The following is a 20680-nucleotide window of genomic DNA, read 5'->3' as shown; positions in this document are numbered from 1 at the left end:
TGATTGGCAATCCCGGGCCTGCGACGCTAGGAACAGGACGCAGATTGCAGCCGGAGAGAATGCGTGTCGATTGCCGATATTTCCCTGTGGAGCGCGTTGTTGGCAGGGGCGCTTTCCTTTCTTTCGCCCTGCGTGCTTCCCCTCGTCCCTCCCTATCTGTGCTATATGGCCGGCATATCGGTAGAACAGTTCCGCGGCGGCGGCGCGGTGGCGGTCTCGCCTGATATCAGGCGCGGCGTGCTGTTTTCGGCGCTGCTCTTCACGCTCGGCTTTGCCACCGTCTTCGTGGCGCTCGGGGCCGGTGCGTCGAGCATCGGCATGGCGCTTCGCCAGCATCTCGACCTGCTCTCCAAGATCGGCGGGCTTGTTATCATCGTCATGGGGCTGAATTTCCTCGGCCTCTTCCGAATCGGCCTGCTTGCCCGCGAGGCGCGCTTCCAGGGCGGCGGCAAGCCGGCGACGCTGACGGGCGCCTATGTCATGGGCCTCGCCTTCGCCTTCGGCTGGACGCCCTGCATCGGTCCGGTGCTCGGCGCCATCCTCGGCGTCGCCGCCTCGCGCGAGACGGTCGTCTCCGGCGCCGGGCTGCTTGCCATCTATTCGCTCGGTCTTGCCATCCCCTTCTGGATCGCCGCCGGCTTTTCCGGCGCCTTCATGCGCTTCCTATCACGCTTCCGCCGCCATCTCAGCACGGTGGAAAAGGTGATGGGCGTCTTCCTCATCCTCACCGGCCTCGCGTTCCTGTTCGGCTGGGTCAGCGATGTGGCGATCTGGTTCCAGCAGACCTTTCCGATCCTGATGCAAATCGGCTAGAAGAGATTCTTCCCCGCCAACCATCCCGCGCAACCGGACTTTTCCTTGGCCGACATCATCAGCCTGCTGCTGCCATTCTTCGGCCTGATCCTGATCGGTTATGCCGCCGCCAAGGCGACGAAGCAGCCGGCCGAGGCGCTCGGGTGGCTGAACACCTTCATCATTTATGCCGCCCTGCCCGCCTTGTTCTTCAAGCTCGTCTCGCGCACGCCGATCGAAGAACTGACGCGGATCGATTTCATCGTCACCGATATCGCCGCGACCTATGCGGTCTTCATCCTGCTCTTTGTTATCGGCCGTTTCGTGCGCGGCAATCCGCTTGATGAATGCACCATCCAGTCCTTTGCCGGCGCCTATGGCAATATCGGTTATATGGGGCCGGGGCTGGCGCTGCTGGCGCTCGGCGAAGGCGCTGCAGTGCCGGTGGCGCTGATCATCTGCTTCGAGAACGCGCTGCACTTCATCGTGGCGCCGGCACTGATGGCGGCAGCCGGCGACGACAAGCGTTCGGCTGGCCGGCTTGCCGCCGACATTGCCCGCAAGGTGGCGCTGCATCCCTTCATCCTGTCGACCGCGGCAGGTTTTGCCGTCGCCGCCTTCCACATCGATCAGCCGCTGGCGTTACAGCGCCTCGTCGACTACCTCGCCCAGGCGGCCGCGCCCTGTGCGCTGTTCGCCATGGGCGTGACGCTGGCTCTGAGGCCGCTGAAGCGGATTCCGGCGGAGATTTCCTATATTGTGCCGGCGAAGCTGATCCTGCACCCGATTTTGGTTTTTGTGGCGCTGACTGTTATCGGCGGTTTCGAGCCGGTCTGGATCCAGGCGGCCGTGCTGCTCGCCTGCCTGCCGACGGCCACCAATGTCTTCGTCATCGGCCAGCAATATGGCGTCTGGCAAGAGCGTGCCTCGGCGACGATCCTGATCACTACCGTGCTTTCGGTGGCCAGCGTTTCGCTCTGGCTGATCGCGATCCGCTCAGGCCTTCTTCCGCTTCAGCTTTTGCTTTAACGAATCCGGAATATCGCGAAAGCCCCGGCCGGGCTCGATGCCCTCGCGCATGACCAGGTTGCGCAGCGGCGGAATGGCCGAGAGAATATGAAGGCCGGCAGCGCGCAGCATCTGAACGGGGAGGAAATCCGAGAGCAGCGAGCGGTTGAGCAGATCGACGCTCGCCGTGCGCGTCATGATATCGGCGCGGCGACGGCGGTCGAAGCTTTCGCCGGCATCGGCCGGCAGCGGCAATTCCGCCCGGTCGCAGAGGATATCGGTGAGCGCCATGATATCGCGCAGGCTGAGGTTCAGCCCCTGCGCCCCGATCGGCGGGAAAACATGGGCGGCCTCGCCGATCAGCGCGATGCGCCCTTTGCCGAAACGATGAGCCATCATGCCAGAGAGCGGCCAGACCTGCACACCTTCCTCAACGCTCACCTTGCCCAGCATGGACTGCATCTGGGTCTCAACGAGAGAGCCCAGTTCGGCCAGCGACAACTCCATGCGGGCGGCCGCGTCGGCGGGATCCTGCACCCAGACAAGGCTGGAGCGGCTACCCGGCAGCGGCACCTGGGTGAAAGGGCCGTGTTTGGTGTGGAATTCACTGGAGATATTTTGGTGCGGCAGCGAATGGGCGAAGTTCAGCACCATCGCCGATTGCGGGTAGGACCAGTTGCGCACGCCGATACCTGCCGCCTCGCGCAGCTTCGAGCCGCGGCCGTCGGCGCCAACGGCAAAATCGGCCGTCAGCACCTCGCCGCCGGCAAGCGTGAGCGACACTCGCTCGGCGGAGATGTCGATCGACTCGGCCATATCGGTGAAGCGGGTGATATTGCCCTCGCCGGCCGTGGCCGCTTCGAGGATATCGGTCAGCACCTTGTTGGGGAAATTATAGCCGAAGGCATCAAGACCGACCTCGGCGGCGCGGAAGGTGGTGGTTGGCGCGCGCAGCAGCCGGTCGGTGCCGTCGATGATTCGCATGCTGGTCAGCGGGGCTGCCGCCGACCTCAGTTTTGCCCAGAGCGTCAGGCGATCGAGGAAGCGGATCGACTGATCCATCAACGCCGTGGTGCGCTGGTCCTCCTTTGCAGCAACAGGAGCCACCAGAGCCACGCTGCGGCCGCCGCGGCCAAGCGCAATGGCGGCGATCATGCCGGCGAGCCCGCCACCGATCACCGCGATTTCGAATGTCTTCATGCTATATTCCGCCATCGTAAAACGGCGGACCCGTCGCTTATGCGGCCGGCTTCGCCTGACGGCGCCAACTATAGCCCTTGCCGGCTTCGGCGTCACGCACCGCCGGCTGATAATGATGGGGAATGGCGGGCAGACGATTTTCGGCGAGCCGCTTCAGCGCCGTGGCGTTGGTCACGGCAAAGCTGTCGATGCCGACGCGCAGCATCAGCGGCACCTGATCGATCAGCACGTCGCCGACGGCGCGCAGCTCGTTGCCGTAACCCAGACGCTGGCGCAGCAGCGAGGCATGGCTGAAGGCGCGGCCGTCGTTGAAGGCGGGAAAGGCGACCGCCACGATTGCAAGGCGGTCGAGGTAGGGCTCGAGCCGGCGCACGTCGTCTGCCGGCTTGATCAGCACGCCGAGGCCGACATCATTGCTCTCGTCGGCCCTGGCGATCAGCTCGTCGAGGCCGAGCAGCGGCTTCTGCTCGCCTGATGCCTTCACCTCATCGGTTTCGATCACCCAGGGATCGTTGTCGACAAAACCGGTTTCTCTCCAGATCTTCGTCATCATCCCCTCCTTATGCCGCTTCGGCGGCCGAGCCGTAGAGCGCATCCTTGAAAGGCTGCGGCCCGACGCGGCGATAGGCGGCGAGGAAGGTTTCGGACGGATCAAGCCGCAGGCCGAGATAGGTGTCGACGATCGTCTCGATCGCATCCGTCACCCGGTCCGGCTCGAAGCCGCGGCCGATGGTTTCGCCGATCGAGGTATGTTCGTCGCCCGAACCGCCAAGCGTGATCTGGTAGAGTTCGGCGCCCTTCTTCTCGACACCGAGCAGGCCGATATGGCCGACATGGTGATGGCCGCAGGCATTGATGCAGCCGGAGATCTTGATCTTCAGTTCGCCGATCTCAGCCTGGCGTTCGGGATTGCCGAAACGGCGGGAGATTTCCTGCGCGACCGGAATGGAGCGCGCATTGGCAAGCGCGCAATAGTCCAGCCCTGGACAGGCAATAATGTCAGTGATCAGGCCGGCATTGGCTTCGGCCAGATTGATGGCGACGAGGCCGCGATAGACCGCTTCGAGATCAGCCAACGCCACATGCGGCAGGATCAGGTTCTGCTCATGGCTGACGCGGATTTCGTCGAAGGCATATTCCTCGGCAAGATCGGCGACCGCATCCATCTGCGCGTCGGTGGCATCGCCCGGGATGCCGCCGATCGGCTTCAGCGAGATCGTCACCATGCCGTAATCGGGGTTCTTGTGCGGCTGCACATTCTGCTGGACCCAGCGGGCGAAAGCCGGATCGGCCTTCTTCCAGCGGGCGAGGTTTTCCCAGCCCTCGGCGCGGGCGGGCAGATCAGGCGGCGCGAAATAAGCGGCGATCGCCTGCACGTCCTTTTCCGGCAGCTTGAGTTCCGTATCCTTCAAGGCCGCGAATTCGGCCTCCACCTGGCGCGTTAGTTCCTCCGCACCGGTCTCATGCACGAGGATCTTGATGCGAGCCTTGTACTTGTTGTCGCGCCTTCCGTGCAGATTGTACACGCGCACGATGGCGGTGGTGTAGGAGAGCAGGTCTTCCTCGGGCAGGAAGTCGCGGATCAGCTTGGCGATCATCGGCGTGCGGCCCTGGCCACCGCCGACATAGACGGCAAAGCCGATCTCGCCCTTGTCGTTCTTCTTCAGATGCAGGCCGATATCATGGACCTGAATTGCGGCGCGGTCGCGCTCAGCGCCTGTGACGGCGATCTTGAACTTGCGCGGCAGGAAGGAGAATTCCGGATGAACGGACGACCACTGGCGCAGGATTTCCGCATAGGGCCTGGGATCGGCGATCTCGTCGGCGGCAGCCCCGGCGAAGTGGTCGGCGGTAACGTTTCTGATGCAGTTGCCCGAGGTCTGCAGCGCATGCATCTCGACGCTTGCCAGATCGGCCAGCGCATCGGGAATGTCAGACAGCTTCGGCCAGTTGAACTGCAGGTTCTGGCGCGTGGTGAAGTGGCCATAGCCACGGTCATAGGTGCGGGCGATATGGGCGAGCATGCGCAGCTGGCGCGCGCTCAGCGTGCCGTAGGGAATGGCGATGCGCAGCATATAGGCATGAAGCTGCAGGTAGACGCCGTTCATCAGGCGCAGCGGCTTGAACGCATCCTCGGCCAGCTCGCCGGAAAGGCGGCGCTGAACCTGGTCGCGGAACTGCTCGACGCGCTCGCTGACAAAGGCATGATCAAATTCGTCGTAACGGTACATCGTCTTCCTCAGACTGCAATGAATTCGGGATCGGCAGGAGCGTAGCCCGGTGCGTATTCCATGGTCGGCCCTTGCGCGCGGATGCGCTCGCGAAGGCGAAGCGGCCAGAGAATGCCGTTGGTTTCCTGGACGTCGACGACGGCCACGTCAACGACCTCATTATCGGCATAGGACTTTTTGCCAATGGCTTCCAGTGCTTCGACGGCTTCGTTGTGACGGGCGACAAGCGCCTCCTGCAGCGAGGTCGACCATTTGCCGTTGGCATCCAGCCAGACGGCAATGCCGTCCGTCAGCCGGTTGGCGGTCAGGACCTTGTCACCCATATTCAGCTCCTTGCAAGTTCCTCGAGCCGGGCGTTCTCGCGCATCAGCGGCTCGGACAGTTCGAAATTGGCGCCGGCGACCGCATCGCCGATAATGACCATCACAGGGCCAGTCAGCTCGTCGCGGTGCTGCAGATCGGGCAGATCGGCGAGCGTGCCATGCAGCAGCCGGCGCTCGGTGCGGCTGGCATTCTCGATGACGGCGACGGTTGTCTCGGAGGAAATGCCGGCCTGCATCAGCCGCTCGGCGACCGAGGCGGCAACCGTGCGGCCCATGTAAACGGCGATCGTCGCGCCCGAGACGGCAAGGCTTGCCCAATCGGGCAGCACGTCGCCGGTGAGATCATGGCCTGTCGTGAAGACGAGCGAGGAGGCGACACCGCGCAGCGTCAGCGGCAGCTCGAAATCGGCAGCGGCAGCGAAGGCCGAGGTGATGCCGGGCACGACCTCATAGGTGACGCCGGCGGCGCGCAACGCCGCCATTTCTTCCCCTGCCCGGCCATAGACCAGCGGATCGCCCGATTTCAAGCGGACGACGCGCTTGCCCTGACGGCCGAGTTCGACGAGCAGCTCGTTGATCTCTTCCTGGGACTTCGAATGGCAGCCCTTGCGTTTGCCGACGGAAAGCCGCTCGGCATCGCGGCGGCCCATATCGACGATTGTCTGCGGCACGAGCGCATCGTAGACGATGACATCGGCTTCCATCATCACGCGCTGGGCGCGCAGCGTCAGCAGATCTTCAGCCCCCGGACCGGCGCCGACAAGCCAGACATGGCCGGCGACCTTGTCCATCGAGCGCAGCAACCGGTCGGCGGCATTCTGCGCCTGCGGCAGGTTGCCGTTGGCGACCGCATCGGCAACGGGACCGGAGAAGAAGCGGCGCCAGAAGACGCGGCGAGAAACACCGCGGGGAACCAATTGTTCGACCGCCCTGCGATAGCTTGTCGCCAGACCGGCAAGTCGACCGAGGGAGGGTGAAAGCAGCTGATCGATCTGGGCGCGGATCATCTGCGCCAGCACCGGCCCTGCCCCTTCAGTGCCGATCGCAACGGCGACCGGAGCGCGATTGACGAGCGCCGGCGTGAAGAAATCGCAGTAATCGGGCTGATCGACGGCATTGGCCGGGATCTTCGCGGCACGCGCGGCGTCGACGATGCGGCGATCTTCGGCCTCATCGCCGGTGGCGGCAAAGACCAGGGCCGCACCCTCGACCTGGCCGGCGGAAAAGCCGGCGCGCACCGTCTCGATGCGATTGGCGATCAGGAAAGCATGATAATCGGCTTGCGGCCGGTCGGTATAGGCGACGATCCTTGCCCTTGTGTTCAAGAGCAGCCGCACCTTGGCGAAAGCCTCGTCGCCATTGCCGAAGACAGCCGTCTTCTGGCCTTCCACGCGAAAGAAGGCTGGAAATACCGAAAGCTGCTCAGTCTTGGGAGACATTACCAATCCACTTCGAAGTTGCCAGAATATGCCCGTGATCGACAAGCGATTGAAGGAACAGAAATCCGAAAGCCCGGGCAAGCGCGTATTCTTTTGCTCGCCTCATCGGCGATTTGAGAAAAGTCAACCGTGCTGACGACAACCACCTGTTCCCACTCTCTTTGTTGCGGTGCAGTGTAAAGCCTGTGACAAACAACGTCCACCGGCGTTTGCCGCATTTCGCTCGTGCCGCCAAGGCGATAGACTGGGGCAAAACCGGAGACCATAAATGCCCGACAAGACCATTGCCGCCCGCCTGCTTTCGGTTATCGAGAATGATATCCTGCCGCTGACCGAACGCGGCGTCTCCTTGGGCAACAAGGTGTTCGGCGCGGCGATCCTGCGCAAATCCGATCTGTCGCTCGTCGTCGCCGAGACCAATAACGAGCTCGACAATCCGCTCTGGCATGGCGAGGTGCATACGCTGAAGCGCTTCTACGAGCTTGGCGACAAGCCGGCGACCAAGGAGCTGATCTTCCTGTCGACGCACGAACCCTGCACCATGTGCATGTCGGCGATCACCTGGGCGGGCTTCGACAATTTCTACTACTTCTTCAGCCACGAGGATTCCCGCGATGCCTTCGCCATTCCGCATGACCTGAAGATCCTGAAGGAAGTCTTCGGGCTTGAACCCGGCGGCTATCGCAGGCAAAACGCCTTCTGGAACAGTTTTGCCATCGCCGATCTGGTCGAGACCGAGGAGGTTTCTCGGAAAATGGCGCTGAAGGCGCAGACCGCCCGCATCAAGGCGCGCTACGACACGCTGTCTTCCACCTATCAATCGTCGAAGAGCGACAACGACATTCCCCTGAACTGAGGCGGCCAACCGAGGCAACATGGAACCTTCGAAAGATATTTCGCGACTGATCGATATCATGGCAGCGCTACGCCATCCCGAGACCGGTTGCCCCTGGGACATCGAGCAGACCTTCGAAACGATCAAGCCCTATACGATCGAGGAAGCCTATGAGGTCTCCGACGCGATCGAGCGCGGCGATATGGACGATCTTTGCGACGAACTCGGCGACCTGCTGCTGCAGGTGGTCTTCCACGCCCGCATGGCCGAGGAAGCCGGCGAATTTTCCTTCGGCGACGTGGTCAACGCCATCACCACCAAAATGATCCGCCGCCACCCGCACGTCTTTGCCCGCTCGGCCGCCGATACACCTGATGCAGTGAAGATCCAATGGGACGAAATCAAGCAGGCCGAAAAACGCGAGCGCGCCGAGCGCCGGGCCAGGCGCGGCATCACCGAGGATTTCAAGGGTGGCTTCCTTGGCTCGGTGCAGCGCAGTTTTCCGGCTCTGACCGAGGCGCTGAAGCTGCAGGAACGCGCCGCCAAAGTCGGCTTCGACTGGTCGGCCCCCGAGCCGATCCTCGACAAGATCGAGGAAGAGATCGGAGAATTACGAGCTGCACTTCGGGAGGGAGACCGGGCAAAGGTCAGCGACGAACTCGGTGACCTGATTTTCGCGGTGGTCAACATAGGACGGCATGTGAAGGCCGATCCGGAACAAGCGCTGCGGGGGACCAACACGAAATTCCGCCGGCGCTTCAATCATATAGAACAGGTTCTTGAAGCGGAAGGCGAGACGCTTGAAGATGCGACGCTGGAGCGGATGGAGGAGATCTGGCAGGCGGCCAAGGCGATCGAACGGGCTGTTATGGCTGGGGTGGGTGAAGGTTCGCGGGATTTCGGCTGATCGCCGAAATCTGCCCCTCATCCGGCTGCCGCCACCTTCTCCCCGCTCGCGGGGCGAAGGGAGATAGCCGCAACCTCTCGGTTCCTCGCCACCTCTCGCAGGGCACGTCCCCTCGCCCCGTTTACGGGGAGAGGGCTAGGGTGAGGGGCAGCCAATCGGCACACCAACAGCAGTGGCATAGCGCCAGGCGCCAACCTCACCGCTCCCAATCTTCCTTCGCAGGCTTCGGGCCGTTGCCGATGCGGCGTTCGAGTTCGGCGGCCTCGGTTTCCGACAGACGCAGGTCGAGCGTGATGGAGCCGTCCTCATTGTCCTCGCGGCCGTCGACGATCGCGTGGTCGTAAAGCCAGGGCAGCAGCGCCAGCTTGTCGACGGGAAGGCGGATCGTCGTTTCGGTCATCACGCCGGAGAGCCTACGGCTGATCTCTTCCATCAGCGTGTCGACGCCCTCGCCGCTGACGGCCGACACTGCGATGACGTTACTGGCGCCGGTCGCCCTCTGCACCATGGCGTCGTGAACCTCAGGCTCCAGCCGGTCGATCTTGTTCCACACCTCGATCAGCCGCTTCTCCGCTTCGGCCTCGTCAATGCCGAGGTCGCCGAGAATGCGCATCACATCGGAGCTCTGCGCCTGATTGTCGGGATCGGACATGTCGCGGACGTGCAGGATGAGGTCTGCTTCCAGCACCTCTTCCAGGGTGGCACGGAAGGCGGCGACGAGATGGGTCGGCAGGTCCGAGATGAAACCGACTGTGTCGGACAGAATGACGGTGCGGCCATGCGGCAGCTTCATGCGGCGCAGCGTCGGGTCGAGCGTGGCAAAGAGCATGTCTTCGGCCAGCACGCCGGCGCCGGTAATGCGGTTGAAGAGAGTCGATTTGCCGGCATTGGTGTAACCGACGAGCGCCACGATCGGATGCGGCACCTTGCGTCGCTTCGCCCTGTGCAGCTGGCGGGTGCGCACGACCTGCTCCAGCTCGCGTTCGAGCTTGATGATGCGGTCCTGCAGCAACCGCCGGTCGGCTTCGATCTGAGTTTCGCCGGGGCCACCCATGAAACCGCCACCGCCGCGCTGGCGTTCGAGGTGGGTCCAGCTGCGGACCAGCCGGCCCTTCTGATAATTCAGATGGGCCAGATCGACCTGCAGCGTGCCTTCCTTGGTGGAGGCGCGGCGCCCGAAGATTTCGAGGATCAGGCCCGTGCGGTCGATAACCTTGGCGTTCCATTCCTTTTCGAGATTGCGCTGCTGCACCGGCGTCAGCGGATGATCGACGATGACGAGACCGGAATCGCGCTCGTCGAGCAGCGCCTTTATCTCCTCGATCTTGCCGGTGCCCAGCAGCGTCGCCGGTCTGGGATCATTGACCGGCACGATCGATCCGTTGACGACATCAAGGTCGATCGCCTGGGCAAGGCCGGTCGCCTCTTCGAGCCGGCTTTCCGGGGTGCGGGTCGAGGCCGATTCGGTCTGGCCGCCGCGGCTGCGCGATTTCAGAACCGGCACGACGACTGTCGCGCGCATATCGTCCCTGTGCTTGGCGGCCTCAGGGATGATCGAATCGTTCTTGGTATCGCGTGTCGAAATGACGGCTGATCCTGTTAGGACGCGGCTTCTTCACTCTCGAACATCTGCATCGGCTGACCGGGCATGATCGTCGAGATCGCATGTTTATACACGAGCTGCGAGTGGCCGTCACGGCGAAGCAGAACACAGAAATTGTCGAAGGAAGTAACAACGCCGGTGAGTTTCACGCCGTTGATCAGAAAGATTGTCAGGGAAATCTTTTGCTTGCGAACAGTATTGAGAAATAAGTCCTGCAGATTCTGAGAACGTTCCGCCATCGCGCCGCTTCTTTCTTTATTGCCGACCCGAGTTGGCCGGTAGAATATCAATCAACCTCTCCATGCAAGACCGGCAGCACCCTCGTTCCGCCAGTCCAGCAAATCTTGGTATCAAATCGCAATCTTTTCCGCAACGTCGAAAAAGGCTTCGCGGATTTTCTGCGAGACGCTGCCCGGATGGCCGTTGGCAATAGGCAGGCCATCGACGGAAACGACCGGAAAACAGATGCTTGTGGCTGCAGTGAGGAAGACCTCGCGGGCCGCGAGCATTTCGGAAACAGAGAAATTCCGCTCTGCGATCGGCAATCCGAGCTTGGCCGCGACATCGATCAAAGTGGTGCGGGTGATGCCCCGCAGGATGCCGTGCTCGGCCGGCCGAGTTATCAGCGTTCCATCCGAATCGACCATCCAGACATTGGTCGCCGCCCCTTCTTTTACCATGCCGTCGCCGTCGACATAGATCGCCTCCTGAGCGCCGGCTTCCTTGGCCTGCTGGCGGGCCATGGCATTCGGCAGCAGGCCGACCGATTTGATGTCAACGCGGTCCCAGCGGTTGTCGGTGACAGTGATCGCCTTGATGCCGTTGGCATTCTTGGCGGCGACGATCTTCGGATCGGTGCTCTTGGCGGTGATGACGAGCGAGGGCGGCGTGCCCTCGGCCGGGAAGACATGGTCGCGGCGGGCGACACCGCGCGTCACCTGCAGGTAGAAGAGCCCGTTGCGGACATGGTTGCGGCGCAGCGTCTCGCGAATAACCTGCGTCAGTGCGGCCCGGCTCATCGGCCAGGCGATGCTGAGTTCCCCAAGCGAACGGTCGAGACGGTTCAGATGGCGGGTAAGGTCGACGATATAGCCGTGGCGGATCTCGCACACCTCATAGACGCCGTCGGCGAACTGGTAGCCGCGATCCTCAATATGCACGCTGGCATCGGAATGCTTGACATAGCGGCCGTTCACATAGGCGATTCTCGGCATGGGAAACCTGGTCTTCGGGATGCGGGAAGGACGCGGCGCGGCGGCGGGCCGCGCCGACAGGATCAGACGCCGAGCGACTTCAGCTTGCGGTGCAGCGCCGAGCGCTCCATGCCGACGAACTCGGCGGTGCGCGAGATATTGCCGCCGAAGCGGTTGATCTGGGCGATCAGATAATCCTTCTCGAACATCTCGCGGGCTTCGCGCAGCGGCAGCGTCATGATGTGATAATCGTTCTTGGCCGAAACCTTGGGCAGCATGTCGCCGAGGTCGGTCGGCAGCATGTCGGCGGTGATCGGCGTATCTGGGCCGTCGGTGCGGGCAAGGATCATCAGCCGCTCGATATTGTTGCGCAACTGGCGGATATTACCCGGCCAGTCATGCGCCTGCAGCACCGCCATGGCGTCGTCGCCGATGCGGCGCGGACGAATGCCGGCCTGTTCTGATATCTGGCGCATCAGCTGGTCGACGAGGAAGGGAATGTCCTCGCGCCGCTCGGCAAGTTGCGGCACGCGCACCGGCACGACGGCCAGGCGATGATAGAGATCCTCGCGGAACCAGCCTTCGGCGATGCGGCTTTCGAGATTATAGGCGGTCGAGGAAATGATGCGGACGTCGACCTTGACGCGCTTGGATCCGCCGACCCTCTCGAACTGCTGATCGACGAGCACACGCAGGATCTTGTTCTGGGTCTCGCGCGGCATCTCGCCGACCTCGTCGAGATAGAGGATGCCGCGATGGGCCTCCTCGAGCGCGCCGATCTTGCGCGCCTGGCCGGGCGTGCCCTCGGTGCCGAAGAGCGCCACCTCCATCCGATCGGGCGTGATGTTGGCGGCGTTGAGCGCGACAAACGGGCCGTTGGCGCGGGCCGACTTCTTGTGGATCATTCGCGCTACCAGCTCCTTGCCGGAACCGGACGCGCCGAGGATCATGATGCGGCTGTTGGTCGGCGACACTTTCTCGATCGTCTGGCGCAGCTGCGAGACGGCGACCGAGGTGCCGATCAGCTCCAGGGCGTCGCCAGTGCGCCGCTTCAGCTCGGAAACCTCGCGCTTGAGCTTTGAATTTTCCAGAGCGCGTTCGGCGATCAGGATCAGCCGGTCGGCCTTGAAGGGCTTTTCGATGAAATCGAAAGCGCCGCGCTTGATCGCCGAGACCGCGGTTTCGATGTTGCCGTGGCCTGAGATCATCACGACGGGCAGATCGGGATGACGGGTCTTGATCTCGTCGAGCAGCGACAGGCCGTCGAGCTTGCTGCCCTGCATCCAGATATCGAGGAAGATCAGCCGCGGCACGCGATCTGATATCGCCGCCAGTGCGCTGTCGCTGTCATGGGCCGTGCGTGTCTCATGGCCCTCGTCGGAGAGAATGCCGGAAACGATCTCGCGAATATCGTGCTCGTCATCGACGACGAGAATATCAGAGGCCATAAGCGCTTTCCTTGTCATTGGCTGCGGGAGCGGCGGGCGCTGGCTCCAGGCGTGGCAGATGCACGCGGATCATGGCCCCTCTTCCCCGGTCAAAATCGGCGGGCGCATCGTGCAGCTCGAGCTGCCCGCCATGTTCCTCGATGATCTTCTTGACGATGGCGAGGCCGAGGCCGGTGCCCTTCTCGCGCATCGTCATATAAGGTTCCAGAATGCTGTGGCGGTTTTCCACCGGCAGGCCGCGACCATTGTCGATGACGTCGACGGTGAAACGGTCGCGGGCCGCATCGAGCGCGGCGCGCACGAGGACCTTGCGCTCGTCGCGCTCGTCGCTCGGAACGGCTTCCAGCGATTCCACGGCGTTCTTAATCAGATTGCCGAAAGCCTGGCCGAGCATGCGACTGTCGAACAGGCCCTCCAGCGGCTTATCGCCGAACTCCGAGAGGAAGGTGACGTGATGATTGCCCATCTCGCGCAGGAAGATCGCGTCACGCAGGATGTCGCGCAGGTCGCTCGGCTCCTTGGTCGGCTTCGGCATGCGGGCGAAAGCGGAGAATTCGTCGACCATACGGCCGATATCGCCGACCTGGCGGATGATCGTATCGGTGCACTGATCGAAGACGGTGCGGTCGTCCTGGTTGATCTGCTTGCCGTAGCGGCGCTGAATGCGCTCGGCGGACAGCTGGATCGGCGTCAGCGGATTCTTGATCTCATGGGCAATGCGCCTCGCCACGTCGCCCCAGGCCGTCGAGCGCTGGGCGATGACGAGATCGGTGATATCGTCGAGCGTGATCACGTAGGATTCGCTCATATCGCGCACTTCCTCGCGGGTGACCTGCACGCTCAGCGTTCTCACCGTGCCGCCGCGCACCAGGGCGATCTGCTTGCGGAAATCGCCGCGATGTCGCACCGCCGCCTCGGTCAGCACCTGGTCGACCTCGGGCGCGATGTCGGCCAGCTGCTTGCCGAGCATCTCGTCGGCCGACAGCGACATCAGCGTCTCGGCCGAACTGTTGACGATGGCGATGCGGCGATCCTGTTCGACGCCGATAACGGCGGCGGTAACGCCGGACAAAACCGCTTCGATGAAGCGCCGGCGGTCGTCGACCTCGTCCTTGGCCTCGAGGATCTCGTCGCGCTGGGTGCGGATTTCCGAGATCATCTTGTTGAAGGTGCGCGACAGATTGGCGACGTCGCCATCGACGGCATGCACCGGCACGACGATATCCATATTGCCCGATGCAACGCTGTCGGCCGCGGTGATCAGCAGGCGGATCGGCCGGACGATGCGGTCGGCGACGGCAATTGCCGTCCAGATCGCCGCAAGCAGCACGATCAGCGCGAAGCCGATATAGAGCACGGCGAAGGCGATCTGCAGCGAGAAGCGGTTGGCTTCCATCGAGCGATATTCGGTGGCGTTCTCTTCCATCATGCGCATGGCGCCCATGACCTTGGGATCGACCGCGCGCACCGTATAGAGAAACGTGCCCTGGATGGCGTCAAGCTTGATGATGGCGCCGACGAGGTTGGTGACGCCGGGCGGGATCAGCGTCGGCTGTCCGGCCGCCGCCTTTTGCAACGCGTCCTGCGGAATGGCCGGCAAAGGCTTTTCCGTGGCGATATCAGCCTGGACGACCACCGAACCGTCGCTTTCGACGAGGAAGGCGCCGAGCAGGCCGCGGCCCCTTGCCTGGCGCGTCATCAGTTCGGCGAATCCCGTCCTGTCGAGACTGTAGAGAGCGCGGTTGCGCTCCAGGTCGTTGGCCATGGAGACCGTCTGCCCCTGCAGGTAGCTGGCGTTCTCCATCATATAGGCCTGGCCAATATTGCGCGACGAGCTGACGATCGACTGGGTGCGCAGCGCAAACCAGCGATCGAGGCCGGCATTGAGCGTGATGCTGGCGAAGATGGCGACGAGGATCGCCGGCGTGATCGCGACGATCGAGAAGAGCACGACGATCCGGATGTGCAGGCGCGCGGCCGCCCTGCCCCGGGTGCGCGCCTTGAGCAGCCTTGCGACCTCGCGGGCGATCAGCGCCAGCAGCGTCAGGACGAAGAAGGAATTGACGATCACCGAGGTGATGACGACATGCGAAGTCGGCGCGATCGGCGTCAGGCCGAGCAGTATGAAGAGTGTGATCGTGGCGCAGAGAAGCGCGCCGCCGGCGAGCACGAGGCCGGGCACGGCGAAAAGCGCGCGGCGATCGGTCACCGTCGTCACCGCCTCGCCCGCCGCCGCCGGCGCTACCCCATCCTGCGTCATTCGGCCTCTCTTCAGACGGCACCCGCCGTCCCGCCATCCGATCGAAACCAAAGAACGCCGGCTCAGCAGAGCCAGCGTCGGAACGACTCGATCGGGAGCGAAATGTCCAAAACCCTTGCGTGACCTTTAAGCAACGCATTGTGGCGAAAATGCAACGCGGCTTGTCACGTTGTCAAGGCAAGGCACCCGCAGCGTCACAGTTTTGGCGACTCGCCTAGAAGCGACGCGGCCCCTCAGGTTTGTTTCCGGCAATCGCATCGATGCGCTCCAAGACATCGGCCGTGAGCTTGTGCCTGTGCGAAAGCGCCGCGAGATTATCCTGCAGCTGGCTGGCGCGCGAGGCCCCGAGAATAACGGTCGAAACGTGGGGATTGGCGAGGCACCACAAAAGCGCGAGATGGGTGATCGACAAGCCGATCTCGTCGGCGAGTTTTGCGAGTTCGCCGACTTGTCGGAGCTGAGCGCGGCCGGCATCGCTCGACCATCTTTCCTTCAGCCATTCATAGCCGGGCAGGTTCATGCGGCTGTCTGCCGGCACGCCGTTATTGTATTTGCCGGTCAAGACACCGGAGGCGAGCGGCGACCAGATCGTGGTGCCGAGGCCGATCAGGTCGTAGAGCGGGAGATAATCGGCCTCGACCTTCTGGCGTTCGAAGATGTTGTATTGCGGTTGCTCCATGGTGGGGGGCGTGATGTGCAGGTTCCGGGCAACGGCGTAGGCTTCGGTCAGCTGCTGGGCGGACCATTCCGACGTTCCCCAATAGAGCACCTTGCCCTGCGCGACGAGATCGTGCATGGCCCGGACCGTTTCCTCGATCGGCGTGTCGACATCAGGGCGGTGGCAGAAATAGAGGTCGAGGTAGTCGACCTGAAGCCGCTTCAGCGCAGCATGGCAGGCATCGGTCACATGCTTGCGCGACAGGCCGCGCTGCGTCGGCTTCTGGCCTCCCCAGAAGACCTTACTGGAGACGATAAAGCTGTCCCGGCTCCAGCCAAGCGACTTAAGCGCCTCGCCCATGACGATCTCCGACTTGCCGCTTTCATAGCCTTCGGCATTGTCGAAGAAGTTCACCCCGTTATCATAGGCAAGCCGCATGAGGTCGACGGCGTCGCCGCCATTCACCTGCTTGCCGAAAGTGACCCATGAGCCGAAGGAGAACTCGCTCACCTTCAAGCCCGATTTTCCCAAACGACGATATTCCATCACGCAGCTCCCGCGGGTTAGAACATGCGCCGACCGTTAACCGAGGCCGGCATCACACGATCGATCGGCGACCGACCGCTCTAATCTATGGCATGAACACCGATATGCGAGCCTGGTGCAACAGTTCCGCTACCACAGGCGGAGAAATGTCGCCTTGATCAAGGCCAGTGCCTCAGTCGGGCGTGGGTCGGCCCCGAAAAGCGCTCAATGCGGTTTTGATGCCTCCTCGATATTGGCTCTCATTTCCTCAGCCGATTGCGCGCCGGTGAATTTCTTGCCGTTGACGAAGAACGTCGGTGTGCCCTCGACTTTGAAGTCTTCCCGCGCCTGAGACGTGAGCTTGCTCAATCCGTCGAGGATCGGTTGATCGGAAATCAGCCGGTTGAATGTCGGCTTATCGATACCGGCTGATGCGGCGATATCGCGAAGTTGCTTCTCAATATCGCCGGCCTGAGCAATCTCATCATATTTGGAATAGAAAAGCTTCGTTAGCTCTTGATATTTCGAGCCTTGCTGCCACTCGCACAGCATGAATATCGCCATGTCGACATTGTTGCGAACGAAAGGCCTGAAGATCAAACGGGCCTTTCCCCGCTCGACAAACTCTTTCTCGATCTCGGGCGCAACCTGCGTTCGGTAGTCGACGCAATGGGGACAGGTCGGAGACGAATACTCGACAATTGTAACCGGGGCTGAGGCCGAGCCGATCGGGCGATCAATACGGCCGATCGGTTCGAGAAGATCTGCCCCTTGCGAATTTATCGGGAAGAGCGCCATCGCAACAGCAATCGCGGCGACGCCGAGACCTCTGCGCGCCATCTTCGTGGAGAGCACCGAATGTCCTTTCATCATAAACGCGGCAGCGGATACGATTCTCAGTGTTTGAGAATCTGGCCAAGGAACAGCTTCGTCCGCTCGGATCGAGGGGCCGAGAAGAATGCCGCCGGCTCGTTTTGTTCGACGATCTGGCCTTGGTCCATGAAGATCACGCGATTGGCCACGGCCTGAGCAAACCCCATTTCATGCGTGACACAGACCATGGTCATACCGTCTTCCGCGAGCTGGATCATCGTATCGAGAACCTCCTTGATCATCTCCGGATCAAGCGCCGAGGTGGGTTCGTCGAAAAGCATGATCTTGGGATTCATACACAGCGAACGCGCAATCGCGACGCGCTGCTGCTGTCCGCCGGACAGCTGACCCGGATATTTGCGAGCCTGATCCGGAATTTTTACCCGCGTGAGAAAGTGCATGGCAACCTCCTCCGCCTGCTTCCTCGGCATCTTGCGAACCCATACCGGAGCGAGTGTGCAGTTTTCAAGAATTGTGAGGTGCGGGAAGAGATTGAAGTGCTGGAATACCATCCCGACCTCCCGACGCACATTGTCGATATTTTTCAAATCGCTTGTCAGTTCGATACCATCGACGGCAATGCGCCCCTGCTGGTGCTCTTCCAGGCGATTGATACACCGGATCATCGTCGATTTGCCGGAGCCGGACGGGCCGCAGACGACGATACGTTCGCTGCGCCGTACGGTCAGATCGATGTTTCGGAGAACATGAAATGATCCGTACCACTTGTTGAGGCCGCTGATGTCGATTGCGACCGGATTGCGTTCGACACTATTTCGAGCTGCGTTCATCTTCGCCGGCTCCCCTCTTTGTTAACGATGATCGGTCTTAAGCCGATGTTCCAGGTAGACGGAGTAGCGGGACATCCCGAAGCAGCACACGAAGAAAAGTGCACCGACAAAGATGAACAGCTCCCAATAGATTCCCTGCCAGTCTGTCGTTGCCCGGATGGAGTTCGTCAATGCAATCGGATCGAGAAGGCCGATGAAGACGACGAGCGTGGTGTCCTTGAACAGACCGATGAACGTATTGACGATGCTGGGGATTGAAATCTTGAGGGCCTGCGGCATGATGACGAGCCGCTGCGCTTGCCAGTAGTCGAGGCCGAGCGACTCGGCCGCCTCATACTGGCCGCGCGGCAGCGCCGCCAATCCGCCTCTGATGACTTCCGCCATGTATGCCGTTGCAAACAGCGACACCATGATGATCACGCGCAGGATCAGATCGAAATTGGTTCCGGGTGGCAGGAAGTAGTTCAACAGCAGGGAGGCCGTGAAGAGCAGCGTGATGAGCGGCACGCCGCGGACGAACTCGATGAAGATTACGCTCACTGCTCTGATGAAGGGCATGCGCGAGCGGCGGCCAAGCGCAAACAGAATGCCCATCGGGAGCGAAAGGGCGATACCGGTGACGCCGATCACGACGGAGAGCAGGAAGCCCCCCAATTCGTGTGACGGCACAGCGGAAAGCGAGAGCGGGATCGCATTTTCGAGCAGCCTTCCCACAGACGTCGCCGCAACAAGCCACCACAATAGGCAACCCAGAAGGGCCAGGGCTGCCTGAACGCCGGCGTTCAAGCCTTTTGTCGCGTAGCCGATAAGCAGGGCGATAAGGAAACCGGCGTAGACAGAGACCGGGAACCAGACGGAGCCGCCCCAGATCAGGAAGTAAGCCAGCCCAGGAAAAACGATGCTGAACCAAGCCAGCCTTCTGGGAGCACCTGAAAATAGGATCGGCAGAAGGGCAACGAAGAGGAGAAGGAACGCGAGAACCGGGCGCCAGTACATTTGTGCGGGATAGAATCCGAACAGGAGCTGAGGCCAGCGATCACGGATAACACCCCAACAGGCGCCGCCAGAGTCACCGAGGATCTGGCGGCATTCGGTAAGAGAGGTAGCCGACCAGATCGAATTCCTGAGCCAGGGCCCGATCTCGCTGACAAGCCAGAAGATGGTGAATGCCGAGAGGACGGTCAGGCTTGTGTTGATCCAGCCGCTGAACAGGTTCTTTCGCGACCAGCGGATCACGCCCGCATGGCGTGCCGGCGGCGCCACGGCAGGAAGGATTTCTTGGCGAACAAACGCCACCTCTTGCCGAGCCATCTCATCGCTCCTTCAGTTTGACGCTGTTGTTGAAGACATTCATCACACCGGAGATGGACAGGCTGGCTAGCAGGTAGACGAGCATCATGAGGGTCATTCCCTCCAGCTCTCTTCCGGTCTGATTGATCGTGATGCCGCCGAGCGTCGAGCGAAGGTCCATATATCCCACGGCCAAGCCGAGCGACGTATTCTTCGTGATGTCGAGATACATGGAGATCAGCGGAGGCATGATCACGCGCAGGGCCTGCGGCAGGATGACCAGCCGCATTGTCCGGCCAGGTCTCAGCCCCAAAGCGTGCGCTGCTTCGGACTGGCCCTTGGAGATCGCAAGGATACCGGCGCGGACAATTTCGGCGATGAAAGCGCCGGTATAGATGCTGAGCCCGAGCCACATGGCGATCAGCGCATTCCGCAGCTGAACGCCGCCTTGGAAATTCAGTCCCCGCAGCGCCGGATATTCCCAGTGGAACCCAAGGGTCCAAAGCAGAATGAGCGGCGGCAGGAGAAGTACGGCAATGCTTTTCCACCAGGTTTTCGGCCGCATTCCGGTTTCGCTTTGAACCCGTTGCGCACGGTTCACCAGCGCGCGGTTGAGGAAAAGACAGAGCACGACGACCGCGATAACGGCGAGCAAGCCGACGCTGAGCTGAACAAACCCAAGATCGACGACGCCAAGATCAGCCGCCAAGGCCGGCGACGGGGCGTAGACCCCGCGGTTCGTGACGGCTATTGCACCGAAAATCATGTTTGCCGAGGGATGATCGCCCCGAAACGCGTTCGGCGCAGGCACTGCCTCGGTCATGATTGCACCGAAGACCAAAATCCAGAGGAGTGCCGGGATGTTTCGGAACAGCTCGACGTAAATCGTCATCAGCCGCGCAACGATCCAATTGTTGGAAAGCCTGAGGACGCCGGCAAAAATGCCGATGACCGTGGCCGTCACGCATGACATGGCCGCCAGAATGACCGTGTTCAGAAAGCCGACCAAAGCCGCCCGGGCATGGCTCATCTGGCTGGAATATTCGATCGGGCGTTGATTGATGTCGTAACCGGCAGGAGCCCAAAGGAAGGAAAACGAGTAGTCCTTTCCCATGGCGGCAAGGTTATGAGCGGTATTATCAACCAGCCACGCCACCCCCAGCATCAGGCACATTAGCGCAAAAATCTGGATCGTATAGGACCGGTATCGCCCATCATCGAGCAGCATTCGCAGTCGAAACGGCTCGCTCGGAGCACCAAGATCGGTAGTCACCATTCATTCCTCCGGGGATGACCGCCGCGAT

Annotated in this window: 19 protein-coding genes; 4 read left to right on the top strand and 15 right to left on the bottom strand. The window is 61.8% G+C overall.

Going from position 1 to position 20680, the window contains the following annotated elements:
• Positions 1–63: 63 nt before the first annotated feature.
• Together ACQ7C1_RS22990 and ACQ7C1_RS22985 are read left to right on the top strand one after the other, a co-directional pair.
• On the top strand, positions 64–813 hold the full coding sequence (locus ACQ7C1_RS22990; RefSeq protein ID WP_430959904.1) for a cytochrome c biogenesis CcdA family protein: 750 nt from the start codon (positions 64–66) through the stop codon (positions 811–813).
• Positions 814–858: 45 nt separating this feature from the next.
• Positions 859–1821 (top strand): AEC family transporter, encoded by a 963-nt coding sequence (locus ACQ7C1_RS22985; protein ID WP_430959903.1) that lies wholly within the window; start codon positions 859–861, stop codon positions 1819–1821.
• On the opposite strand, the gene ACQ7C1_RS22980 is transcribed toward ACQ7C1_RS22985, so the two are convergent.
• Genes ACQ7C1_RS22980 through cysG form a run of 5 tightly spaced genes read right to left on the bottom strand, consistent with a single transcriptional unit; the run spans position 1789 to position 6993 of the window.
• A complete protein-coding gene (locus ACQ7C1_RS22980; protein WP_430959902.1) occupies positions 1789–3000 on the bottom strand; it encodes a UbiH/UbiF family hydroxylase in 1212 nt (403 codons plus the stop codon). The two genes, ACQ7C1_RS22985 and ACQ7C1_RS22980, sit on opposite strands and share 33 nt — an antisense overlap.
• A 37-nt stretch (positions 3001–3037) precedes the next feature.
• Positions 3038–3550, bottom strand: coding sequence for a DUF934 domain-containing protein (locus ACQ7C1_RS22975; RefSeq protein WP_430959901.1), 513 nt, complete (start codon positions 3548–3550; stop codon positions 3038–3040).
• A 10-nt stretch (positions 3551–3560) separates the two neighbouring features.
• Complete coding sequence (locus ACQ7C1_RS22970) at positions 3561–5231, bottom strand: nitrite/sulfite reductase (RefSeq protein WP_430959900.1); 1671 nt, start codon at positions 5229–5231, stop codon at positions 3561–3563.
• Between the two features lie 8 nt (positions 5232–5239).
• Positions 5240–5554: a DUF2849 domain-containing protein gene (locus ACQ7C1_RS22965; protein WP_010014500.1), complete on the bottom strand. Its 315-nt coding sequence runs from the start codon at positions 5552–5554 to the stop codon at positions 5240–5242.
• A gap of 2 nt (positions 5555–5556) precedes the next feature.
• The gene (gene cysG, locus ACQ7C1_RS22960; protein WP_430959899.1) at positions 5557–6993 is read right to left on the bottom strand and encodes a siroheme synthase CysG; all 1437 of its coding nucleotides are present in this window, start codon (positions 6991–6993) and stop codon (positions 5557–5559) included.
• Between the two features lie 268 nt (positions 6994–7261).
• On the opposite strand from cysG, the gene ACQ7C1_RS22955 reads away from it, so the two are divergent.
• Both ACQ7C1_RS22955 and mazG read left to right on the top strand, forming a co-directional pair.
• Entirely contained in the window at positions 7262–7849 is a 588-nt protein-coding gene (locus ACQ7C1_RS22955; protein ID WP_430959898.1) for a deaminase, read from the top strand.
• Between the two features lie 19 nt (positions 7850–7868).
• Positions 7869–8735: a nucleoside triphosphate pyrophosphohydrolase gene (gene mazG, locus ACQ7C1_RS22950; RefSeq protein WP_430959897.1), complete on the top strand. Its 867-nt coding sequence runs from the start codon at positions 7869–7871 to the stop codon at positions 8733–8735.
• A 196-nt stretch (positions 8736–8931) separates the two neighbouring features.
• Here mazG and hflX read toward each other — a convergent pair whose 3' ends face one another.
• The 10 genes from hflX to ACQ7C1_RS22900 all read right to left on the bottom strand — a co-directional run bounded on the left by hflX (position 8932) and on the right by ACQ7C1_RS22900 (position 20652).
• Positions 8932–10257 carry a GTPase HflX gene (hflX, locus tag ACQ7C1_RS22945; RefSeq protein ID WP_430959896.1) on the bottom strand — a complete coding sequence of 442 codons (1326 nt, stop codon included), beginning with the start codon at positions 10255–10257 and terminating at the stop codon, positions 8932–8934.
• Positions 10258–10334: 77 nt separating this feature from the next.
• Positions 10335–10577: an RNA chaperone Hfq gene (gene hfq, locus ACQ7C1_RS22940; protein ID WP_003539403.1), complete on the bottom strand. Its 243-nt coding sequence runs from the start codon at positions 10575–10577 to the stop codon at positions 10335–10337.
• A 111-nt stretch (positions 10578–10688) separates the two neighbouring features.
• Entirely contained in the window at positions 10689–11552 is an 864-nt protein-coding gene (locus tag ACQ7C1_RS22935) for a D-amino-acid transaminase (protein ID WP_430959895.1), read from the bottom strand.
• Between the two features lie 62 nt (positions 11553–11614).
• Entirely contained in the window at positions 11615–12979 is a 1365-nt protein-coding gene (locus ACQ7C1_RS22930; protein WP_011425228.1) for a sigma-54-dependent transcriptional regulator, read from the bottom strand.
• The gene (locus tag ACQ7C1_RS22925; RefSeq protein WP_430959894.1) at positions 12969–15239 is read right to left on the bottom strand and encodes an ATP-binding protein; all 2271 of its coding nucleotides are present in this window, start codon (positions 15237–15239) and stop codon (positions 12969–12971) included. The genes ACQ7C1_RS22930 and ACQ7C1_RS22925 overlap by 11 nt, the downstream gene beginning before the upstream one ends.
• Before the next feature lie 214 nt (positions 15240–15453).
• Positions 15454–16443, bottom strand: a complete 990-nt coding sequence (locus tag ACQ7C1_RS22920) for a potassium channel beta subunit family protein (RefSeq protein WP_430959893.1) — start codon at positions 16441–16443, stop codon at positions 15454–15456.
• A gap of 204 nt (positions 16444–16647) precedes the next feature.
• Positions 16648–17277, bottom strand: a complete 630-nt coding sequence (locus ACQ7C1_RS22915) for a DsbA family protein (protein WP_430959892.1) — start codon at positions 17275–17277, stop codon at positions 16648–16650.
• Positions 17278–17318: 41 nt separating this feature from the next.
• Positions 17319–18086, bottom strand: coding sequence for an amino acid ABC transporter ATP-binding protein (locus ACQ7C1_RS22910; protein ID WP_430959891.1), 768 nt, complete (start codon positions 18084–18086; stop codon positions 17319–17321).
• A gap of 21 nt (positions 18087–18107) precedes the next feature.
• The gene (locus tag ACQ7C1_RS22905) at positions 18108–19397 is read right to left on the bottom strand and encodes an amino acid ABC transporter permease (protein ID WP_430959890.1); all 1290 of its coding nucleotides are present in this window, start codon (positions 19395–19397) and stop codon (positions 18108–18110) included.
• 1 nt (position 19398) lies between these two features.
• Positions 19399–20652, bottom strand: coding sequence for an amino acid ABC transporter permease (locus ACQ7C1_RS22900; protein WP_430959889.1), 1254 nt, complete (start codon positions 20650–20652; stop codon positions 19399–19401).
• Between the last annotated feature and the right edge of the window lie 28 nt (positions 20653–20680).

The organism is Rhizobium sp. Nf11,1, assembly GCF_050587665.1.
In the GTDB taxonomy this organism is placed as follows: Bacteria; Pseudomonadota; Alphaproteobacteria; order Rhizobiales; family Rhizobiaceae; genus Rhizobium.
Note: the sequence above shows the minus strand (reverse complement) of the source record. Positions and strands in the feature narration are given on the sequence as shown.